The organism is uncultured Campylobacter sp. (assembly GCF_938045775.1).
GTDB lineage: Bacteria > Campylobacterota > Campylobacteria > Campylobacterales > Campylobacteraceae > Campylobacter_B.
Genome location: NZ_CALIBH010000075.1, coordinates 1 through 17,681 on the forward strand (window position 1 = coordinate 1; position 17,681 = coordinate 17,681).

Genomic DNA, 17,681 nt, shown 5'->3' on the forward strand with positions numbered 1-17,681 from the left:
AATATCCAAATCCTTGTTATACACCTTGGTATCTACTTCAAAAATTCCAAGCAGCGTGTGAAAAAGATTATCGTGCGAAAAAGCGTCATCCTTATGCGATTTAAGTACGCTCAGATCGTATCTTTCGCGCATTTTTCCCTCACCTAGCCAAACGATGGCGCCGATATGCTTTTGCGCCTCGGGAGCGAAAAGATAGGGCATGCCGTGCAGATAAACGCCGCCCTCGCCGAGGCTCTCGCCGTGATCGCTCATATAGATCATCGCCGTTTCGTGCGTCTTAGAATACGGCTTTAAAAAATCTATAACCTTGCTTAAAAAATAATCCGTGTATAAAATCGCGTTATCGTAGGCATTTGAAATTTCTTGCTGCGAGCAGTTTTCAAGCTCGTTATCGCGGCAAACGGGGCTAAATTTTTCAAATTCTTTCTTATAGCGCTTAAAATACGCAGGCCCGTGATTGCCCATCTGATGCAGTACAATTAACACATCTTTGCCCGCGTTTTCGGCGACAAATTTATCAAGCTCTGCAAGCATCCCCTCATCCCTGCACTCTACGTCGCAGATCGGATTATTTTGCGGAATTTTAAAATCCTGATATTTCACGCGCAACGCCACGCCCTTGGAATCGGAATTATTATCGCGCCATAAAATCGCTACGTCGTTGGTGCGATTTAGCACGTCCAGTACGTTTTGCTCTTCGTTAGCCTTTTCGACGCTAAATTCCTCGCGATTTAGCAGCGAAAACATGCACGGCACGCTTTGCGCCGTCGAAGTGCCGCAAGAATGGGTATTACTTAGGCTTACGACGCCCTGCTCTTTGGCTAGTAGCGGATTAGTATCTCGCTCGTAGCCGTTTAGCGAAAATCTATCCGCTCTCGCCGCTTCGCCCACGACTACGACGACGAGCTTTTTTGAGCTTGTGGAATTTTCATCGATATGCGCGTCCGTAGCGATTTGCATCAGAGGCTGCGAGCCTTGCTTTTTGGATTTTGCGATAAATTTAACGCCGCTGTAGATCCAATATCCGGGATTTGCGTAGCTGCGTAAAATTTTATGCTCTCTGAAAAACGACGCGTAGTATTTGCTAAATCCAAAAAGCAGCGCCGCAATGATTATTATGCAAATGCCCGCTGTTTTGAGCTTAGCCAAAATTTCAAATTTAAGCGGACGGTAGCTAACGCGCGCGCGAGCAATCAGCACGCAGGGCAAGACGCCCAGCACCAGCACGTAAATCGCTAGTCTCGGGCTAAAAAGATCCGCTGACTCGGCAAAGTTCGTCTGGACTGCGTTACGGATCATCTCTGAATCGATTACAACGTTATAGCTATCCATAAAATACGCCGTAAACGACGAAATAAAAAAGCAGATCATCAAAATCGGCTTGGTCGTATAACGCGAGCTAAAAATCGTAAAAAATAGCGTCAAAAAAGCGATCAAAGCTGCCATGTCGCAGACAAGATAGATAAAATTTAGCCCCGAAATTCCGTAGACATTTATGATATTTTTAAAAAACGAGAAGTTAAAAAATGCCACAAAAGCAAGCGAGCTTAGCAAAATTAGCCTTTGCTGCGACGGATTTTTAAAAATGCTAGGCACGAAGCGTTCCTTGAGATAAAATTTCAGGTTGGAATTTTACGGCGTTTTGGTAAATGCTCGGAAATTCCGCGCTTCGCATCTCACAAATCGCAGCAAAATTTTTGTGAAATTTTAAAATTCCGCGCGCATTCATCTTAGCTTCATCTTGGAATTTTAAAATTGCGCCATCCAAAATAAATTTGGAAATAAAATCAAAAGGATTAAAGATGAAAAATCTTAAAGCTTTAGGCGCGCTCGCCGCTGCGTTCGCTCTTGCGGGTGCATTAAACGCAGGAAGTTTTAGCGAAAAAGACGCTAAAGTTTCATTCGATCAAGCGATAGGGATCGCGCAGCAAAACTTTGGTGACGCGACTATAAAAAGCGTAGAAATCGACAATGAGCACGGAAGGCTCATCTATGAGATCGAATCGTATAAAGAAGGTAGCGAAAGCGAGATCAAAATCGACGCTCAAAGCGGCGAAATTTTAAAGACTCAAACGCAAAAGAAGCTAAAGCCTAGTAAAATTGATTATTCGCAGGTCAAAATCAGTGCCGCAGACGCTCGGGCCAAAGCACTTAGCGCAAATGTCGGCTGGGATTTTCGCAAGGTTGACTTAGAAAGCAACGGCGGTAAGCCTGCATACGAAGTCAAACTACGCCAAGGCATGAGCAAAAAAGAGGTGCTAATCGACGCCGCTACGGGCGAGCAGATCTTGCAGCGTCAAAAATAAGCAAAGGCGTGAGATGAAAAATCAAAGCTTAAAGAGCGGAGTGGACAACTCCGCCCGAACTAACGAGGCTTTGGACACTAGAGATTTCAGCTTAAACGAAAACGCTGACTATGGCGCCCAAAATGCAGACGCGGCTAAAAATTTAGATGAAAATGCGCAGGATTTTTCGGCAAATTTAGCAAGCGAAACAAGCGAGCGGAATCTCGCGTCCTGCGAGCAAAATTCTAAAGATTTTTCTAACGTGGAATGTTGCGAAAATCAAAAGAATTCTGCGGATGCGAAAGATTGTGAGGGCAAGCGGAATTCTTCGCAGACGCAAGACTTATCAAGTGCACAAAATTTCGCTAGCGAGCAAAATTTCGCCGATATGCAAAATTTTTCAGATACAAGTAATTTCGCAAGCGCGCGAGATTCTGCCAGCGCAGCAAGCTGCGCGGAGGTTTGTAATTCTTGCAAGCCGGTGCTTTGCAGCCGCTGCAAACGCGAAATCGCTAAGCAAAATTTTAAACTTGGCTGCGTAGGATTTGGGCTTTTTGCGCTAAATATCGCAGCAGGCGCGCTAAATTTTTTAGGGCGGTTAGGAAGCGTAGCGGATAAAAAGGCAAGCGAGATTAGAGTTAGACAAAAGGCATCTGCGAATTAGCGCGGCCCCAATGCTACTGAAATTTAGCGGTGCATAAAGCGAGCAGGTTTACACATCCAAGGCGCCGCAAAATTTATACGTTTTTGGCTAAAATGGCGGATTAGAATTAGCAAAATTTTAAAGGAGCACTTTGAGAATTTTACTTGTCGAGGATGAAAAAGATCTAAATCAAATCATCGCAAAATGTCTGAAAAAGGACGGCTACAGCGTAGATTGCGCCTTTTGCGGCAAGGAAGCGCTAGAGTTTTTGGATGTCGCGAAATATGACGCTATCGTGCTTGATGCGATGATGCCCGTGATGGACGGCTTTGAGTTTTTGAAGGCGGCGCGGGCACGCGGACTGGGCACGCCGGTTTTATTTTTAACTGCGCGGGACGCCAAAGAAGATATCATCGCAGGGCTTGATCTGGGCGCAGACGATTATATGGTTAAGCCCTTTGATTTTCGTGAGCTTTTGGCGCGGCTTCGCGCAATTATTAGGCGTAAAAACGCTACTGCGGATAACGAAATTATCATAAGGCAAGTGCGCCTAAATCTAAGTAAAAAATCAGTCGTCTGCGCGGGTGAGGTAGTGGAGCTAACGGGTAAGGAATATAGAATTTTAGAGCTTTTGATGCTAAATCACGGTGCGATTTTAAGCCGAGAACAAATCGGCGAGAGCATTTGGGATTTTAGCGACGAAACAAGCTCAAATGTTATCGATGTTTTAATCAAAAATATCCGCAAAAAGCTAGGCGAGCACGGCGATATAATAGAAACGAAGCGAGGGCTTGGCTATGTCGTGGCAAAATAGCAAGATTTGGATTAAAATTTCGGCGATTGCGAAGCAGATTTTTGCCGCTACGGCGCTTTTCATATTAAAATTCGTGCGAAATTTTAAACAGAATTTTACGCATAATTTTGCGTGTTTAAAGAAAAGCCGCAAGAAAAATCCCACGCAAAATATTGAATTAAACCGGGCTCTAAATTCTACTCAAAGCCAGGCGTCAAATTTTAAACGGAATTCCACGCAAAATCTGGCATCAAATTCCGCGCCGAATTTTGCTGCTACAAGCGCAACGCCTGATCTAGCGCAAAATTCTAATAGCGTTCTCGCGCAAAGTCAAGAACAAAATTTCGCGTCTAAAATCTCGATAAGAAATTTTACTCAAGCCTTAGTCCTTGCATTCTCAACTGCTAAAGAGAATTTTATCTCGCGCGCGCTACCTATCAGCCTACGCGTGACGCTTTATTACAGCGTATTTATTTTGGTGCTTGCAGGCGCTATTATCGGCATTTGCGGCTATATTTTAGACGAAGTATCAGGAAGCTCCGTCAGCCAAAAAAAGCTTGCCCGCTTAGTGCAAAAAGCCGCGCGCGATGACAAGCTAAAAAGCTTTGATGACGGTGTATTTTTCTACGAGCATGACGGACAAGGCGGCGTGATAGCGGGGTTTGTGCCTAAAAGCTTCGATCCTGCGTTGCCGCTCTCGCCTCAAGGCGCGCGCGAGGTGGAGCTTGATGACGACGAGTTTTTCTATTACGACGCGCAGATCAAGGGGCGCAGCGTATGGATACGCGGCGTCATCGCAGTTAGCGAGTTTGAGCTTGCGATGAAGCGCGTGATGCTGATCGCCCTTATCCTATCGCCGCTATTTGTGGTGCTCGTCATCTACGGCGGCTACGCAATAATAAAAAGAGCGTTTAAGCCCGTGCGCACTATGTCGCGTACAGCTAGCGAGATCGGAGCTAGCGGCGATTTTACGCGGCGAATAGAACTACCGCGAGGCAAGGATGAGCTAAGCGCGCTCGCAGCTACGTTTAATGAAATGCTAGCATCACTGCAAAGCGCGTTTGAGCGCGAGCGGCAGCTAAGCGCCGACCTTTCGCATGAGCTGCGTACGCCCGCTGCCGTCATACTAGCTCAAAGCGACTACGCCCTAGCCTACGAGCAAGACGCGAGCGAGGCGAAGGAAAGTTTCGCGGTCATCAATAATCAAGCGCGTAAAATTTCGGCGCTAATAGAGCAAATTTTAGAGCTTGCCCGCTTGCAGCGCGGCGCGCGTTTGGCACCCGTAAGCTTAAGCAGAATCGCAAGCGAGTGCGCGCAAGACTTTCAACTTTTGTGCGCACAAAAAGGGCTAAGCTTTAGCTCACAGATAGCCGAGGACGTGCGCGTAAACGGCGATGAGCTGCTTTTGATCAGGCTGATTAATAATTTTTTAAGCAATGCTTTAAAATTTACGCGCAGCAGCGTCGTTTTAGAGCTTTGCGTCAGTGCAGACGCGTGCGAACTTAGCATAAGCGACGATGGAGAGGGCATCGAGCCCGCTTTGCAAAATAAAATTTGGGACAAGCTCTATCAAATAGAGCGCTCCAGAAATCGCGAGCAAAATAGTGGCGCGGGGCTCGGGCTAGCCATCGCCTCACAAATCGCAAAAATCCATGGCGCGCAAATTTCACTACGTAGCAAAGTAGGACGCGGAAGCAAATTTAGCGTAAATTTTAAGAAGGTTTAGGCGGTTTTGTGGGCTTGGTGGCATAAAGAAATGCTGGGCGGCGAAATTCTTAAAATTTTATCGCCTATCGTTGCTTAAAATTTAACGACCATAGCCGTATATAGGGGCGATGGTGTAATTTTAAAATTAGGCCGGCGTCGCCAATAATATCGGATGATTTTTGCGATAGTCGTGCGCTTTTTAAATTTAAATGGGTCAAATTTTAAAATTTAGTTTTACCGAGAAATTCCGCGGCAAATTAATAAGGCAAGGCGCAGCATTTTGCCCTTGGGCGAAGTGATAAGGCAAGCGCTTTAGAGCTTAAGTAGGCCGGCGCGGGTAATTTAAGAATTTTGAGATATGCGGCAAAATAAGCCTTCGCTGAAATTTCACGACGCAGTATTACAGGATAAACCTTTGCTAAAATTCTAAGACGCCACATTCGGCTATAGAGAATTTAAATTTAGGAGCATCTAGCGGCCGAGTAAAATTTAAATACGGAGCAAAAAAGACGGACTGAGATTTAAGGTCGCCTACATAAGCGAAATTTTGTATTTTTGCCCGCTTCGTCCTCGTAGCTTACGGCGATACAATCAAAACCGTTTGCCTTACCTCGCCCTATGAGGCAGCCCCACCGTTTATTAGTATGACCCTACCGCGCTCGTCGGTCTCGTATTCTTTTGTCGTAGTGATTGCTGTAGCCAAATTTTACGTGGGTCTTGCACGGCGGTAGGTTAAATTTTACGAGCTCGCGGCGAGTTACTTTTTTGCGCCATATTCGTCGCAAAACATCGCGCTCTAGCCGTGCGAAGCGCTGTCAAAAAGTAAAATTTCCTCGTCCGTTTTCATGTATTTGATTGCGAACTTGCGAGGTATGAGCTCGTCCTCATAAGTCTGCGGCGACGGACTTTTCTAAATTTTTTGCCCTGCCTAGGATCGTAATCGCTCTGCGCTCGCATATATTTACGCACCTGTAGCAAAGCGTGCACTCATCGCCGAATTGCGCCTTTTTGCAAGCGAGCTTTATGTTTCGCATCGGGCAGGGTTTGACGCAAGCCCCGCAGCCGATGCATCGCGATGGATCAAGGCTAGGTTTGCGCTTGGCAAAGGGGCTTTTATCCCAAATTTTCATCCAAAGTCGCTGTCCTAAAAACCCTGCGATACGACAGAGCGCGCCCAGCCCCTCTTGCGGCGGACGATTTGCGCTAAGCGCCTCCGCAACGCGTCTGACTTTAGCGTCCGCCTCTTTGATTATGCGCTCGTTTTTCGCTTGCGAGTAGCCAAAAATCGCCACGTCGAGGATGAACGCGGGCATTTTGATATGAGCGCCGCCCGTTATGTTTGCGCCGAATCGCTTTAAAACTCTAGCCGCGCACCCTGCCCCGTCGCCGCTGAAAATCTCCATCGTAGCGAGGATGAATACGTTTTTGCCGCTAAAGCTCGCGCCGTTTCGGTAGAGGAAGTCGCGCACGATACGCGGCAGGTCGCTAAAATAGACGGGATATGCCAAGATAACGTCATTGTGGTGCTTTAAAAGCTCATTGCAAGCCTCGCTCTCGATCGAGACGCAGACGCCGCCAAGATGAGCGATGAGCCTACTCGCGCAATGCTTCGTGTTGCCCGTGGCGCTAAAATAGATCGCTATCATGCCCGTCTCCCAGACTATACGAATTTCGGTGAAATTTAACCCTTACCGAACGAATAGAATTTTACGTTTCTTTTGCATAAAATTTTAAAATTTAGACGTGACGGCGAAATTTAAATATGCCGTCGCGCCCTAAAAAAGCAAAATCAATTCAGATATTTTCTGCCGCCACCATGCCAAAAACCATACAATCAGCCATGCTCATAGTACCGAGCCTACTTGCGCCGTGAACGCCACCGGTGATTTCGCCCGCTGCATATAGCCCTGCGATCGGCTCGCCGCTAGCTGCGTCGATAACCTGGGCTTTGGTATTGATCTGCACGCCACCCATGCAGTAAAGAATTTTCGGGCTTGTTTGGCATGCATAAAATGGAGCTTTTGATACGTCGATACCGCCTACGTCGGCTTTTGTCAAAGGCTTGCCAAACTCCGGGTCACTTCCTGCTTTGACATAGCCGTTAAAATCCGCGATGGTTTTTAAAAACGGCTCCAGCGGAATTTTATAAAATTTTGCAAGCTCTTCCAAGGTATTAAATTTTTTAATTGAGCCTGCTTCTACACCTTTTGATGTATAGACCGGATTATTTGCATCAACTGCGGCTTGATCGCAGATATTTACGGGATAGTTGTCGTTATTTTTGCTCTCCGCCATGCATTTAAAGATCGCTTCGGTTTTGATCTTGCGCCCGGCGTGCTCGTTCATAAAGCGTTTGCCCGTCTTTGGATCGACAGTTAGACCATAGTCGTTAGCGCAGTGATTTGAAAATAGCGCAGAAGTACCAAATCCCTTCTCGCTAGGATTGGTATAAGGATTTAGTTGAATCCAGCTGAGTTGCAAAGGATTCGCACCTAGCTTCATCGCCGCGATAAGCGCACCTGCGGTAGCACCTGGTTGGCTTACGGTTTCGATATTGTCTTTTAGATACGGCACCTGCTGCGCGCGAAACCACTTATCCGAACTGTATCCGCCCGCAGCCAAAATGACGCCATCTTTGGCTTTAAAAAATCTTACTTCGCCACTTTTGTTCTCCCTATCATCGCTAGCAAGCTGCGGATCGAACTTATATTCTTCGCGACACTTTACGCCTACGACACGGCCGCTGTCATCCACGATAAAATCATCAAATTTAGTACGCTTCTTGATTACGGCATTTGCATTTTCCTCAATTGCCTTATGCATCGGCTGGATGTAGCCCGAGCCGCTAGCATTTTTGGCCTGTACGGCGCGCTTTAGCGAGTGTCCGCTAGCAGATATCACCTTACCCGAAAACTCCACTCCGATGCTTTTTAGGTATTCAAAAGCATCGCCTGCGCGGTCGTAGATGACGCCTAGCAAATCTACGTGATTTAAATTTAGCCCGTCTTTTAGGCAATCTGCGATGAAAGCCTCCTTACTATCCGTGATACCCGCGGCTTTTTGGAATTCGTTATTTGGTACCGCCATATTGCCGGCGTTAATGACGGAATTGCCGCCCGCACGGCCCATCTTTTCGATCATAAGCACCTTTTTGCCGCGCTTAAGAGCTGAAGTGTCGCCATCGAGCCTGCAAAACCGCTACCGATAACAACAACGTCATATTCTTCGTCAAATTTTACGTCTTTGGCGTTTTGCGTTGCGCTAGCACTGCTTGCAGCCAGAGCCAGAGCTCCCGCTGCGCCGATTTTCATAAAATTTCGTCTTGAAATTTCTTGCATTTTTTGCTCCTTGCGTTGAAATTTTATAGATTATACACCCACGTAGCGAAATTTAAAATTTAACATAAAGACTTAGTGATAGAATTTTAAAAATTTAGAAAAGAAATTTTAAAAGCGCAAATTTAAAGCGAATAAATTCCGCTCCGCTAGCCGAAGTCTAGGCATAAATTTTAAAATTTACGGCGTACGGATTTGCTCGCCGCCTGTGCGAAATTTTGCCGCTGCTATAAAATTTTAAAGTGCGCGGTATTCAAATTTAAAAGACGCGCGGCAGAATTTTAAGCGCTTTAAATTTTAAATGCTTTGAAATTCTACGGCACGCTTTGCAGCTTTGTCTCAAAAATTTTAAAGACGTACATAGTGTTTCGGCGCAAAGCACGCATAGCTACTTCGCGCCGAAATTTCGCGGGCGCTAAATTTAAGCCCCGATTGTTTCGCCCGCGATCATTCCGAAAACCATACAATCAAGGATTGCGTAGGTTCCGAGCCTGCTCGCGCCGTGCACGCCGCCGGTTACTTCGCCCGCAGCCCAAAGACCGGGGATCGACTCGTGAGTAAGGCTCGAGATGACCTGAGCTTTGGTGTTGATCTCGAGCCCTCCCATCGTGTGGTGCACCTTCGGCATCGTGCGGCTTGCGTAAAACGGCGGTTTGGAAACGTCGATGCCGTCTAGTTTATCGACCACTTTGCCGAATTCGGGGTCTTTGCCCGCTTTGACGTAAGAGTTATAGTCCGCGACGGTCTTTAAAAACGGCTCCAGCGGCAGGTTGTAAGCCTTCGCAAGCTCCTCTAACGTGTCAAATTTCTTCACGACGCCAGCTTCCAGCGGTCTTGAAGTATAGACCGGGTTTCGCGCGGCGACGGCTTGAGAGTCGCAGACGTTTACCGGATAGTTGTCGTTTTTCTCGCTCTCGCCGATAACCTTAAAGCAGGCGTCCGCCTTGATCTTGCGCCCTGCGTGCTCGTCCATAAAGCGCTTGCCCATCTTTGGATCGACGGTAAGGCCGTAGGTGCTGCAGCAGTGGTTGGTAAAATTTACCGCAGCGCCGAAGCCCTTTTCATCGGGCAAGCAATACGGAAGGAACTGAATCCATGACGTAAGAAGGGTAAATGCGCCGATTCTATTTGCCGCTAGCATCGCTCCCGCCGAGCTTCCCGGATGGTTGGTGCTGTCTATGCTAGGCACTACGCGAGGATCTTGGATCTGGCGGTATCATAGATCGCGTCCGTATCCGCCCGAGGCTAGCAAAACGCCGTCTTTAGCTTTATAGCTCTTTTTCTCGCCGCTTTTATTTTCCAGATCGTCGCTAAAGAGCTTCGGATCAAATTTATACTCCTCGCGCGCTTCTACGCCCACGACGCGTCCGCTGTCATCCACGATGAAATCGTCAAATTTCGTGCGAGTTTTGATCGTGACATTAGGATCGTTTTGAAGTTTGCCCATCATCGGCTGGATGTAGCCCGAACCCGAGCCGTTGGTCGATTGCAAGCTTCTTGCGACGCTGTGGCCGCTCTCAAAGATCAGCTTGTCGCTAAATTCCGCCCCGCAGCCCACCAAAAGATCCACCGCATCGTTGCTACGATCAAACATCACGCCCAAAAGATCGGTATGATTGAGCCCGAGTCCGTCTTTTACGGCATCGGCGATAAAAAGCTCCTTACTGTCTTTGATGCCCTGCGCAACTTGAAATTTATTCATAGGAGCGGCCATATTTCCGCCGTTGATGACGGAATTTCCGCCCGCGCGACCCATCTTTTCTAAGATAAGCACCTTTTTACCGCACCCGCTAGCTTTAATCGCTGCAGCAAGTCCCGCAAAACCGGTGCCGATGATGACGATGTCGTATTCCTCGTCAAATTTTACGTCCTTAGCGTTTTGTGCCGCAGTCGCACTGCTAGATCCCAGCGCAAGTGCCCCTGCACCCACTGCGCTAATCTTTAAAAAACTACGTCTTGATACGTCTTGCATTTGCAACTCCTTTAATTGAAAGTGTATATTTAAAAGAAATGATAACTCGAATTTAAAGGTAAGTCAAATAGAATAACGTTATAAATAGATAGTAAAAAGCTATGAAATATAGGCGTTGATATAAAATTTTGAAATTCGGCGGACGGGCGGGATTGAAATTTTAAAATTTTATCAGATGCTCGTTTGCAAAATACTATCGAACGCAAAAGTGCACTCGGCGCGAAAATCGCAATAAATGCAAATCCGCGCCGAGCTTTAAAGCCGCTACACCTTAGCGAGCGACTTTAAATTTAAGCGTTTGCAGATCGTAGTTATTTACCTGCTCGTATTGCATATCCTCGATAGAGATCGCAGGAAGCGCGCACGAGCCTGCCATAATCACGTTTATTGGCGTATAGATGACGCCGCTGCTATTCTCTCCGTCTCGCGGATCATAATAGAAATAGCCGCTTTTTGGGAAGCGAAGCACTCGGTCATACAGATACTCCGTGTGTTCTAGTGCCACGCTGTCTTGCATGCCCTCGACTCTAGCCTGCGCAGCCGAGCCCAGACGCTCATTGACCGCTTCAAAGCAGCTAGGCATCGCCTCGTCGATTACGAAATTATACAGATAATAATTCGCTCGCCAGCTGATCTTAGAGTAAATTTTCTGCCCTACTTTAAGCCTATTTAGATCGACTATGTTGCCGCGAGCGTCTATGAATTCGCGGTAAATTTCAATCCTCTTGCTATCCATAGAATGGGCGTTTAGACTCTGTATGCTCAAAGCCTCATGCTTTAAAGGCGCGCTTTCATATCCAAAGCCAAGAGCGGTAAAAAATAGCTCGCCATTGCCGCTCATCGGCGTAAATTCTATCGCGCCGTCTTTAACCGCGAGTTTGGTATCTAACGGTGAATTGAAATTTTTCGCCTCGCCGTCGTATTTTAATGCAAAATGGGCTTCTTTTTTCGAGTCCTTAAAATATGCATCAAATCCGCGTATTACGCTTGCTCGCTCCTGCGTGTTGTTTATATTTTTTAGATCGCGAATGATCGCATCGACCGTGCGAGCCGTGCTATCATCTTTGATGCCAGCCTTGCCAAATGCGTAGAGCTTAAAGGCAGCATCTCTTATGTCGCTAGCAAATGTTAAACCTGCTCCGTTATCAGCGTAATCGTAATTCGCCTCATCTATTTTTTCGAGCATAAATTCAAACTCAGTCGTCATATTGTGCTTTTTAAGTATCGCAGCCAAGGCGATACTAGCCATCGGCGAGTCTTTATAAAGATCGTTGTCATAAACGAAATTTATCTCATCATCATTGAGTTTGCCGTATTGATCTAGCACGAAATCCGCGTATATGCGGAGCGTATCCTGATCTTTGTAGCTTGATTTTAGCGCGCTAAAAATTAGCGATCTTTGCTTATTGCTAAGGAATTTATAGCGCGCGTCAAGCTCTAGTAAAACGTCGCTTGCGTAAATCGAAGCGTAGTAATTAGTAACGCCGTGAGCACTCCAGTAGCCGAAATCGCCGCTAGGTTTGAGGCGAGATAAAATTCTACTTGCATACTCGTTTACGCGGTTGGTTAAGGTTTTATTGGAGTCTTTGCGTGCGACATAATCAACCGCTATCATTCCTGAAGCAAGCTGTTCGGTGCAGCCGTAAGGATAGAGATATAGCTCGTCTGCTAGGCTAAAAGCGTTAGGCGTAGCGCTGATGTGAGTATAAATTTCTTTATAGCTCGGATCGATTTTGAGAGCTACCGGCTTATCGCCGTAGCTTACGTGAAATAGCTTCGAGCGCGGGAACTGGCTGATTATGTCAAATTCTACATCGTTGCTAAATTTCTGCCCGTTTGCGTCAAGATCAAATTTAATGTTCGCATCCGCAATATCAAGCGCGCTCGCGGTGAAGTTCGTATGCTTGACCTCAAGCGGTTTGAGCGTGAAATTTGCCTCGCCGCCGCTTATAGCAACCGAAGGAGATGAGCTGATTTTCAAGACCGCCTTTTGCTCCTTATCGGTGGTGTTGATGAGCGTTAGCGGCACGGAAATTTCATCGCCGCGCACCATGTAGGTTAGATCTGCCGGTTTTATGATCACGTCGTCTCGAACCTTAGCTTCGACGTTTGCCGAGCCGATCGTAGCCGCCTCTCCGATAGCCATGGCGCTTAGTCGGATCGTGGAGTTAAAATTTTTCGGCATCGCAAGCTCAAATTTCGCCTCGCCGTTTGCGTCTGCTTTTGCGATCAGCATTTTGATAAATTTTTTCTGCTTTTTGTTTTCGACCGGGCTTAAATTCCGTTTAGCTTTCGCCATCACGCCGTCGCCGCCGAAGCTTAGCTCTTTAGCAGTAGTTTGATACACGCTAAGATCATCGTAAATGTCAAAGTACCGCAGCGCAAAATACGCGCTAACGTCAAACGCCTTAAATGCATCAAGCTCCTCTTGTGAGACGATATCTAAAATTCCAAGATCGACCGCGTAGAGTATGACTTTGGAATTTGGCTCGCTTTTTACGCTGATCTGCGCGTTTTGCCCATTTTTGTAGCTTTTCTCGGCTAGGATTTGCACGTTAGCCTTGTGCGAGCTCGCATCTAGCGCCACCGGCACGTTTGCATAGGCTCTAAGCGGCATCGCAGCGGGTGTCGCGGCGCGCGCGATTACAGCGTTGATGTGTCCGCCGACGAAATTCTCTGGCACACTAAGCTCAAATTCCGCGCTACCGCCTTTTATGGATAGAATTTTATAGTCGTAAACCTGCTCGCCTACGAGCGAGATATTTAGCACGCCGCTTTCTACCGGCGAATTGATGACGCCTTTAATTTTATCTCCGGCTTTAACCTTGTCGCTTGCGAGTTTGATTTTAGCGCTTTGCACGTCTTTAGCATTTACCCGTCCATAATATCCCCAGCCGCTTACATCCACGCGCACGCCAGCACTCGCGCCGCTTGAGTAATCGTTTGCGACGATTAGATAATTGCCACCGTTTTGGAATTTGTACTCAAACTCGCGCGCATCGGTGCTAACGGCGCTTACGAGATTAAAGCTTTCTTGCTCGACGTATCTGTTGCCGTCATAAACGTAAGTAAAATCGTCTCGGTAAATTTCAACGTCGATCTTGCCTTTGACGTCGGTTTTGGTTTTGGAATCTAGCAGCACAAAGCCGAATTTTACGCTATCGCCGCTTGATATGAAATCCTTGCTCGCGCGAATTCCTACGATACGATCATAAGGCAGATAGCTTAGGTTGCGATAAGCACTTACGTTTTTACCCTCCTCGGTTACGCTGAAATTTAGTAGAATATTTATGGCGTTAGAGACATTAAGATCAGCTGCTGCCGGCGAGAGTGCAAGCTCCTTTTTGCCGGCGGGGCTTAGCGTAAATTCTGCCCTGCGAAGCTGCGTAGCGCCCTTTTTCTTTAAGCGATCGTTTAGAAACGAAAAGCCCTCGTAGCCTTTAATTTTTAGCTCTTTTTCATAGGCGTTTGCTTCCAGCGAGCCTTTCAAATCTCCAGCCGGCGCGCCAGCAAGATAGTTTGAGCTTAGCTTTAAAGTTATGATCTCATCCGCGCCATATTCGTCTTTAGCAGTGAGAATTTCATTTTTAATGCGGTTTGGGACGAAATTTTCTACGCTGAAGCTTTTAGAAGCGATGATTTTGTCCTCATAGATGAGATCTAGGCGGTAAGTGCCGCTTTTCTCGCCCATCAGCTCGTCTATTTTAACGCTGCCGAACTCATCGGTGTTTTGCGCGCGCGTGATGACCACAGTGCCGCTAGGATCGTAAATTTTAAATTTAATCGGCGTATCTTTTAAAGAGCTAAAATCGCGATTTTTCATCACGATCGTACCTAAAAGCCGCTCATTCGGGCTTATCAGCTCGCTTGCGAGATAAACGAACGGACGCTTTGCAGTAATCGTTTTCTCTACGCTTGCTACGGCGTTATTAAACAGCACGAACGCATGCTCATCGCCTTTACTAATCTCGATAGAGCGCGGATTTTTGGCTAGAATTTCCATATTTTCTAATCTTAAAATTCCATCTCCGTCCGTTTTATCCTCTGCAATTAGCTCGTTTTTATCACTGTAAATTTTAACCTTTGCTCTGCTTAGCTCCTCGCCATTACTAAGCCTAGAAGTATAAATTAGCGCGCCGCGCTCAAGCAGCACCACTTGAGCCGTAATGTCACTAAGATAGGCTACGCGCGAAACCTCTTGCATCTTTTCGCCCACTTTGTAAAACGCCGTGATTTTATAAATTCCATCCTCGTAGCCCTTAAAATCCATCGCGATTTTATGCTCCGCAACGGCGTTTTTAGCGCCTCCTATATCAAAGCTCTTAACCGCGATCTCGCTAGCTAGCCCACCTACACTATCTTCGTTGCTTTCAAAGTTTAAAAAATACCTAAAATTTTGCTCAGGGACTTTGGCAATCGAAATTTTGACCTCATTTACGTTTGAGCTTTTAAAAGCTAACGAAGCGGATTTTGGGATAAAATTTTTCTCGTCGCTAAAGGCTACGAAAGGCAGCCTGTCGCCCATTTTTACGCTTTGCTTGATCTCGTCACGCAAGATATATGAGCTATCTCCGAAGCCCTTTAGCAGCCTAATCTCGTAGCTTTTATTCGGCATAAACTCGTCGCTTACTATATCTGCATAGTAGTAGCATGAAGGATCGTCGCTTTCGCCGCCCTCTTCATCTTCGTCGTAATAATAATATCGCGGCTGAGTGAGGCTAAATTTACTCACGCCTGCGATTCTTATGTATTTGGCGGACAGCTCGTCCATATAGTTAGGAAAACACACTCTAGCTGCGAGTGAGCCGTCTTTTAGAGCCGCAGGGCGGATCTGCACGCCACTTAAATTTGAAGCGTTAATGCTGTCGTTAAAAGGCTCCTCGTCCGTGCGCAGCTCCACCGGATTTTGCAGCTTTGCGCCCGCTTTTGAGGTGAGGGATTCTATTTGCAATACGACGTTTTGCGCCTTAGGATCGAAGCTGAATAAAAAATTCCGATCATCGTGCGAGCTAAGCTCATAGGATATATCGTTTTGGGCTAAATTCTGCGCGCGATAAATTCTAGTCGCTTGCTGTAGCGCGTCCTTGCTAACCGCATCGTTAAATTTAATTGCCACTAACCCCGGACGCAGAAGCGCGATATGCTCGGTGCTGAAAGGCTCTGTCTCGAACTCAAAGCGCACCCCGCGCGCCTCGCACGAATAATTAACCCCGGCGCTAAGCATCGGCTTAGGATAGAGCCTGATTGAGCTCTCGCTCACGCTTTCGTAGGTGCCCGTGATTTTGGGAGTGCATTTTAAGATCTGCTTTTGCGTGACACTAAATCCACTGCCGTCCACCCCGCTAATCTCGTAAGCCCCGCTAGCGTATTTGATCTCTACGCCCGCGGCAAAGCTAGCCAAAGCGCAAAATAGCGCTGCGCTTAGTAGTTTTGTCTTCATAAAATTCCTTTGCAAAAATTTTACGAAATTATATACAAATTAACCTTTTATTTTCTTTCATTTACTCTAAAATTTGCTTTAGCGAAATTTGCATTTTCGTCCAAGCAGCCAAGCTCAAAATCCCCTGCGCCGAGGTTAAGCGTAAAAGCCTCGCCGTTAGTGCGCGCAAAATATTCTCCCGTTTTAACTTTAGAATTTGCAGGCGCTAGGCTTTGCGTGGTGAAATCGCGTGCCGTGAAATTTTGCTGCGAGGAATTTTGATCTGTGAAATTTTTCGCTGTGAAATCTTGAGCCTCCGAATTTTGCTCTGTAGAATTTTGCAAGATAGAATTTTGCGACGCCAAATTTCGTGTGGCTGGATTTTCAGCTATAAAATTCAATCCCGCAGAATTTTGCTTCGTAAGATTTTGTGATTTTACATTCTGCGGCGCTAAATTTTGTCGCATGGAATTTTGTGCTGTAGAATTCTGTTCTGCAAAATTTTGCTTTAAATTATCTTGCTGCGCCGTGCTAGAATGCTCGAAATCCAAATCCGCGGAATTCTCCCCTGTAAACGCGATGGAATTTAACGCTATAAACTCTCGCGAACCGCCGCTTAGCCTGATATATACCCGCTCGCCGAAAACCGCCGTGCACTGCACCTTTAGCCGCAGCGTGCCGTTCGCGCCGGTCTCGTAGGTTTTAGCGTTGATGTCGTTTAGCACGGGCTTTACGGCGGCGAATTTAGCCGCACACCTTCCTACGCGCACCTTTTGCGGATCGACCAGTCCGTGTTTTAGCAGATAAAAAAGCTCGCTCGTGCCGTAAATTTCGCACTCCTCGTTGGGCTCAACTCCATCGATCGTAAGATCCTCGGCGCTTTGAGCGCACTCCTTTTCGCGGTACGCGTCGGTGCATACTCGCCGAAAGCTCACGCCCACGGGACGCGCAAACTCCACCTCGCCCAGCATGCCCGATTTATCGAGGAAGGCAAACATATTAAACGCCACTTTTGCCGCACTCACGCCGCCGCTAAGATCCCTAGTCTTGGAGCCGTCGAAATTTCCCAGCCAGACGCCGAGGGTAAATTTAGGCGTGAGTGCGACCGTGTAGAGATCGCGCGCATCGGCGCTCGTGCCCGTTTTAAACATCAACGGCGGCGCGTTTAGGGTATTTTGCCACACCGAGCCGAGGTAGGAGCGCGGCGCGTTTCTTAACATCTGCGTTACGACGTAGGCGCTCTGTGGGGTTAAAATTTTAGCATCGTCGCCGATCTTTGCGCCCGCTATTTCGAGCTTTCGCAGCTTACCGCCGTTTGCAAACGCGCTGTAAAGGTGAGCAAGATCCATTAGGCTCATCGAAATACTGCCAAGCGCGATACCTGCGCCGTAATAATCCTTGCTAAACTCCGCCAGATGCACGTTTGATAGCATCTCATACAGCCCGTCGTCACCAAGCATCAAATTTAGCTTCACCGCAGGGATATTTAGGCTAAGACTTAGCGCGTCCGTAGCACTAACCGCGCCC

General features: G+C 47.0%; 8 protein-coding genes and 2 pseudogenes. 4 read left to right on the forward strand and 6 right to left on the reverse strand.

What is annotated here, in order from left to right; genetic code table 11:
• The coding region (locus Q0238_RS02775) for a phosphoethanolamine--lipid A transferase (RefSeq protein WP_297942725.1) at positions 1-1,596 on the reverse strand (1,596 nt) is incomplete at its 3' end.
• A 206-nt stretch (positions 1,597-1,802) separates the two neighbouring features.
• Between Q0238_RS02775 and Q0238_RS02780 the strand changes: the two genes are divergently transcribed.
• The 4 genes from Q0238_RS02780 to Q0238_RS02795 all read left to right on the forward strand — a co-directional run bounded on the left by Q0238_RS02780 (position 1,803) and on the right by Q0238_RS02795 (position 5,447).
• Positions 1,803-2,306 (forward strand): PepSY domain-containing protein, encoded by a 504-nt coding sequence (locus Q0238_RS02780; RefSeq protein WP_297942727.1) that lies wholly within the window; start codon positions 1,803-1,805, stop codon positions 2,304-2,306.
• A 13-nt stretch (positions 2,307-2,319) separates the two neighbouring features.
• Positions 2,320-2,949: a hypothetical protein gene (locus tag Q0238_RS02785; protein ID WP_297942729.1), complete on the forward strand. Its 630-nt coding sequence runs from the start codon at positions 2,320-2,322 to the stop codon at positions 2,947-2,949.
• Positions 2,950-3,079: 130 nt separating this feature from the next.
• Positions 3,080-3,742: a response regulator transcription factor gene (locus tag Q0238_RS02790; RefSeq protein ID WP_297942731.1), complete on the forward strand. Its 663-nt coding sequence runs from the start codon at positions 3,080-3,082 to the stop codon at positions 3,740-3,742.
• Positions 3,726-5,447, forward strand: a complete 1,722-nt coding sequence (locus Q0238_RS02795; RefSeq protein WP_297942733.1) for a HAMP domain-containing sensor histidine kinase — start codon at positions 3,726-3,728, stop codon at positions 5,445-5,447. Before Q0238_RS02790 ends, Q0238_RS02795 begins: the two co-directional genes overlap by 17 nt.
• A gap of 865 nt (positions 5,448-6,312) precedes the next feature.
• Here Q0238_RS02795 and Q0238_RS02800 read toward each other — a convergent pair.
• From Q0238_RS02800 to Q0238_RS02820, 5 genes and pseudogenes are all read right to left on the reverse strand, one after another.
• Complete coding sequence (locus Q0238_RS02800; protein ID WP_297942735.1) at positions 6,313-7,074, reverse strand: EFR1 family ferrodoxin; 762 nt, start codon at positions 7,072-7,074, stop codon at positions 6,313-6,315.
• 148 nt (positions 7,075-7,222) lie between these two features.
• Positions 7,223-8,766: pseudogene (locus Q0238_RS02805) on the reverse strand (flavocytochrome c).
• Between the two features lie 418 nt (positions 8,767-9,184).
• A pseudogene (locus Q0238_RS02810) lies at positions 9,185-10,735 on the reverse strand (flavocytochrome c).
• Positions 10,736-11,006: 271 nt separating this feature from the next.
• Positions 11,007-16,175, reverse strand: coding sequence for an alpha-2-macroglobulin family protein (locus Q0238_RS02815; RefSeq protein WP_297942737.1), 5,169 nt, complete (start codon positions 16,173-16,175; stop codon positions 11,007-11,009).
• A gap of 47 nt (positions 16,176-16,222) precedes the next feature.
• Positions 16,223-17,681 (reverse strand): penicillin-binding transpeptidase domain-containing protein (locus Q0238_RS02820; RefSeq protein WP_297942740.1); only part of this gene is annotated, 1,459 nt, incomplete at its 5' end.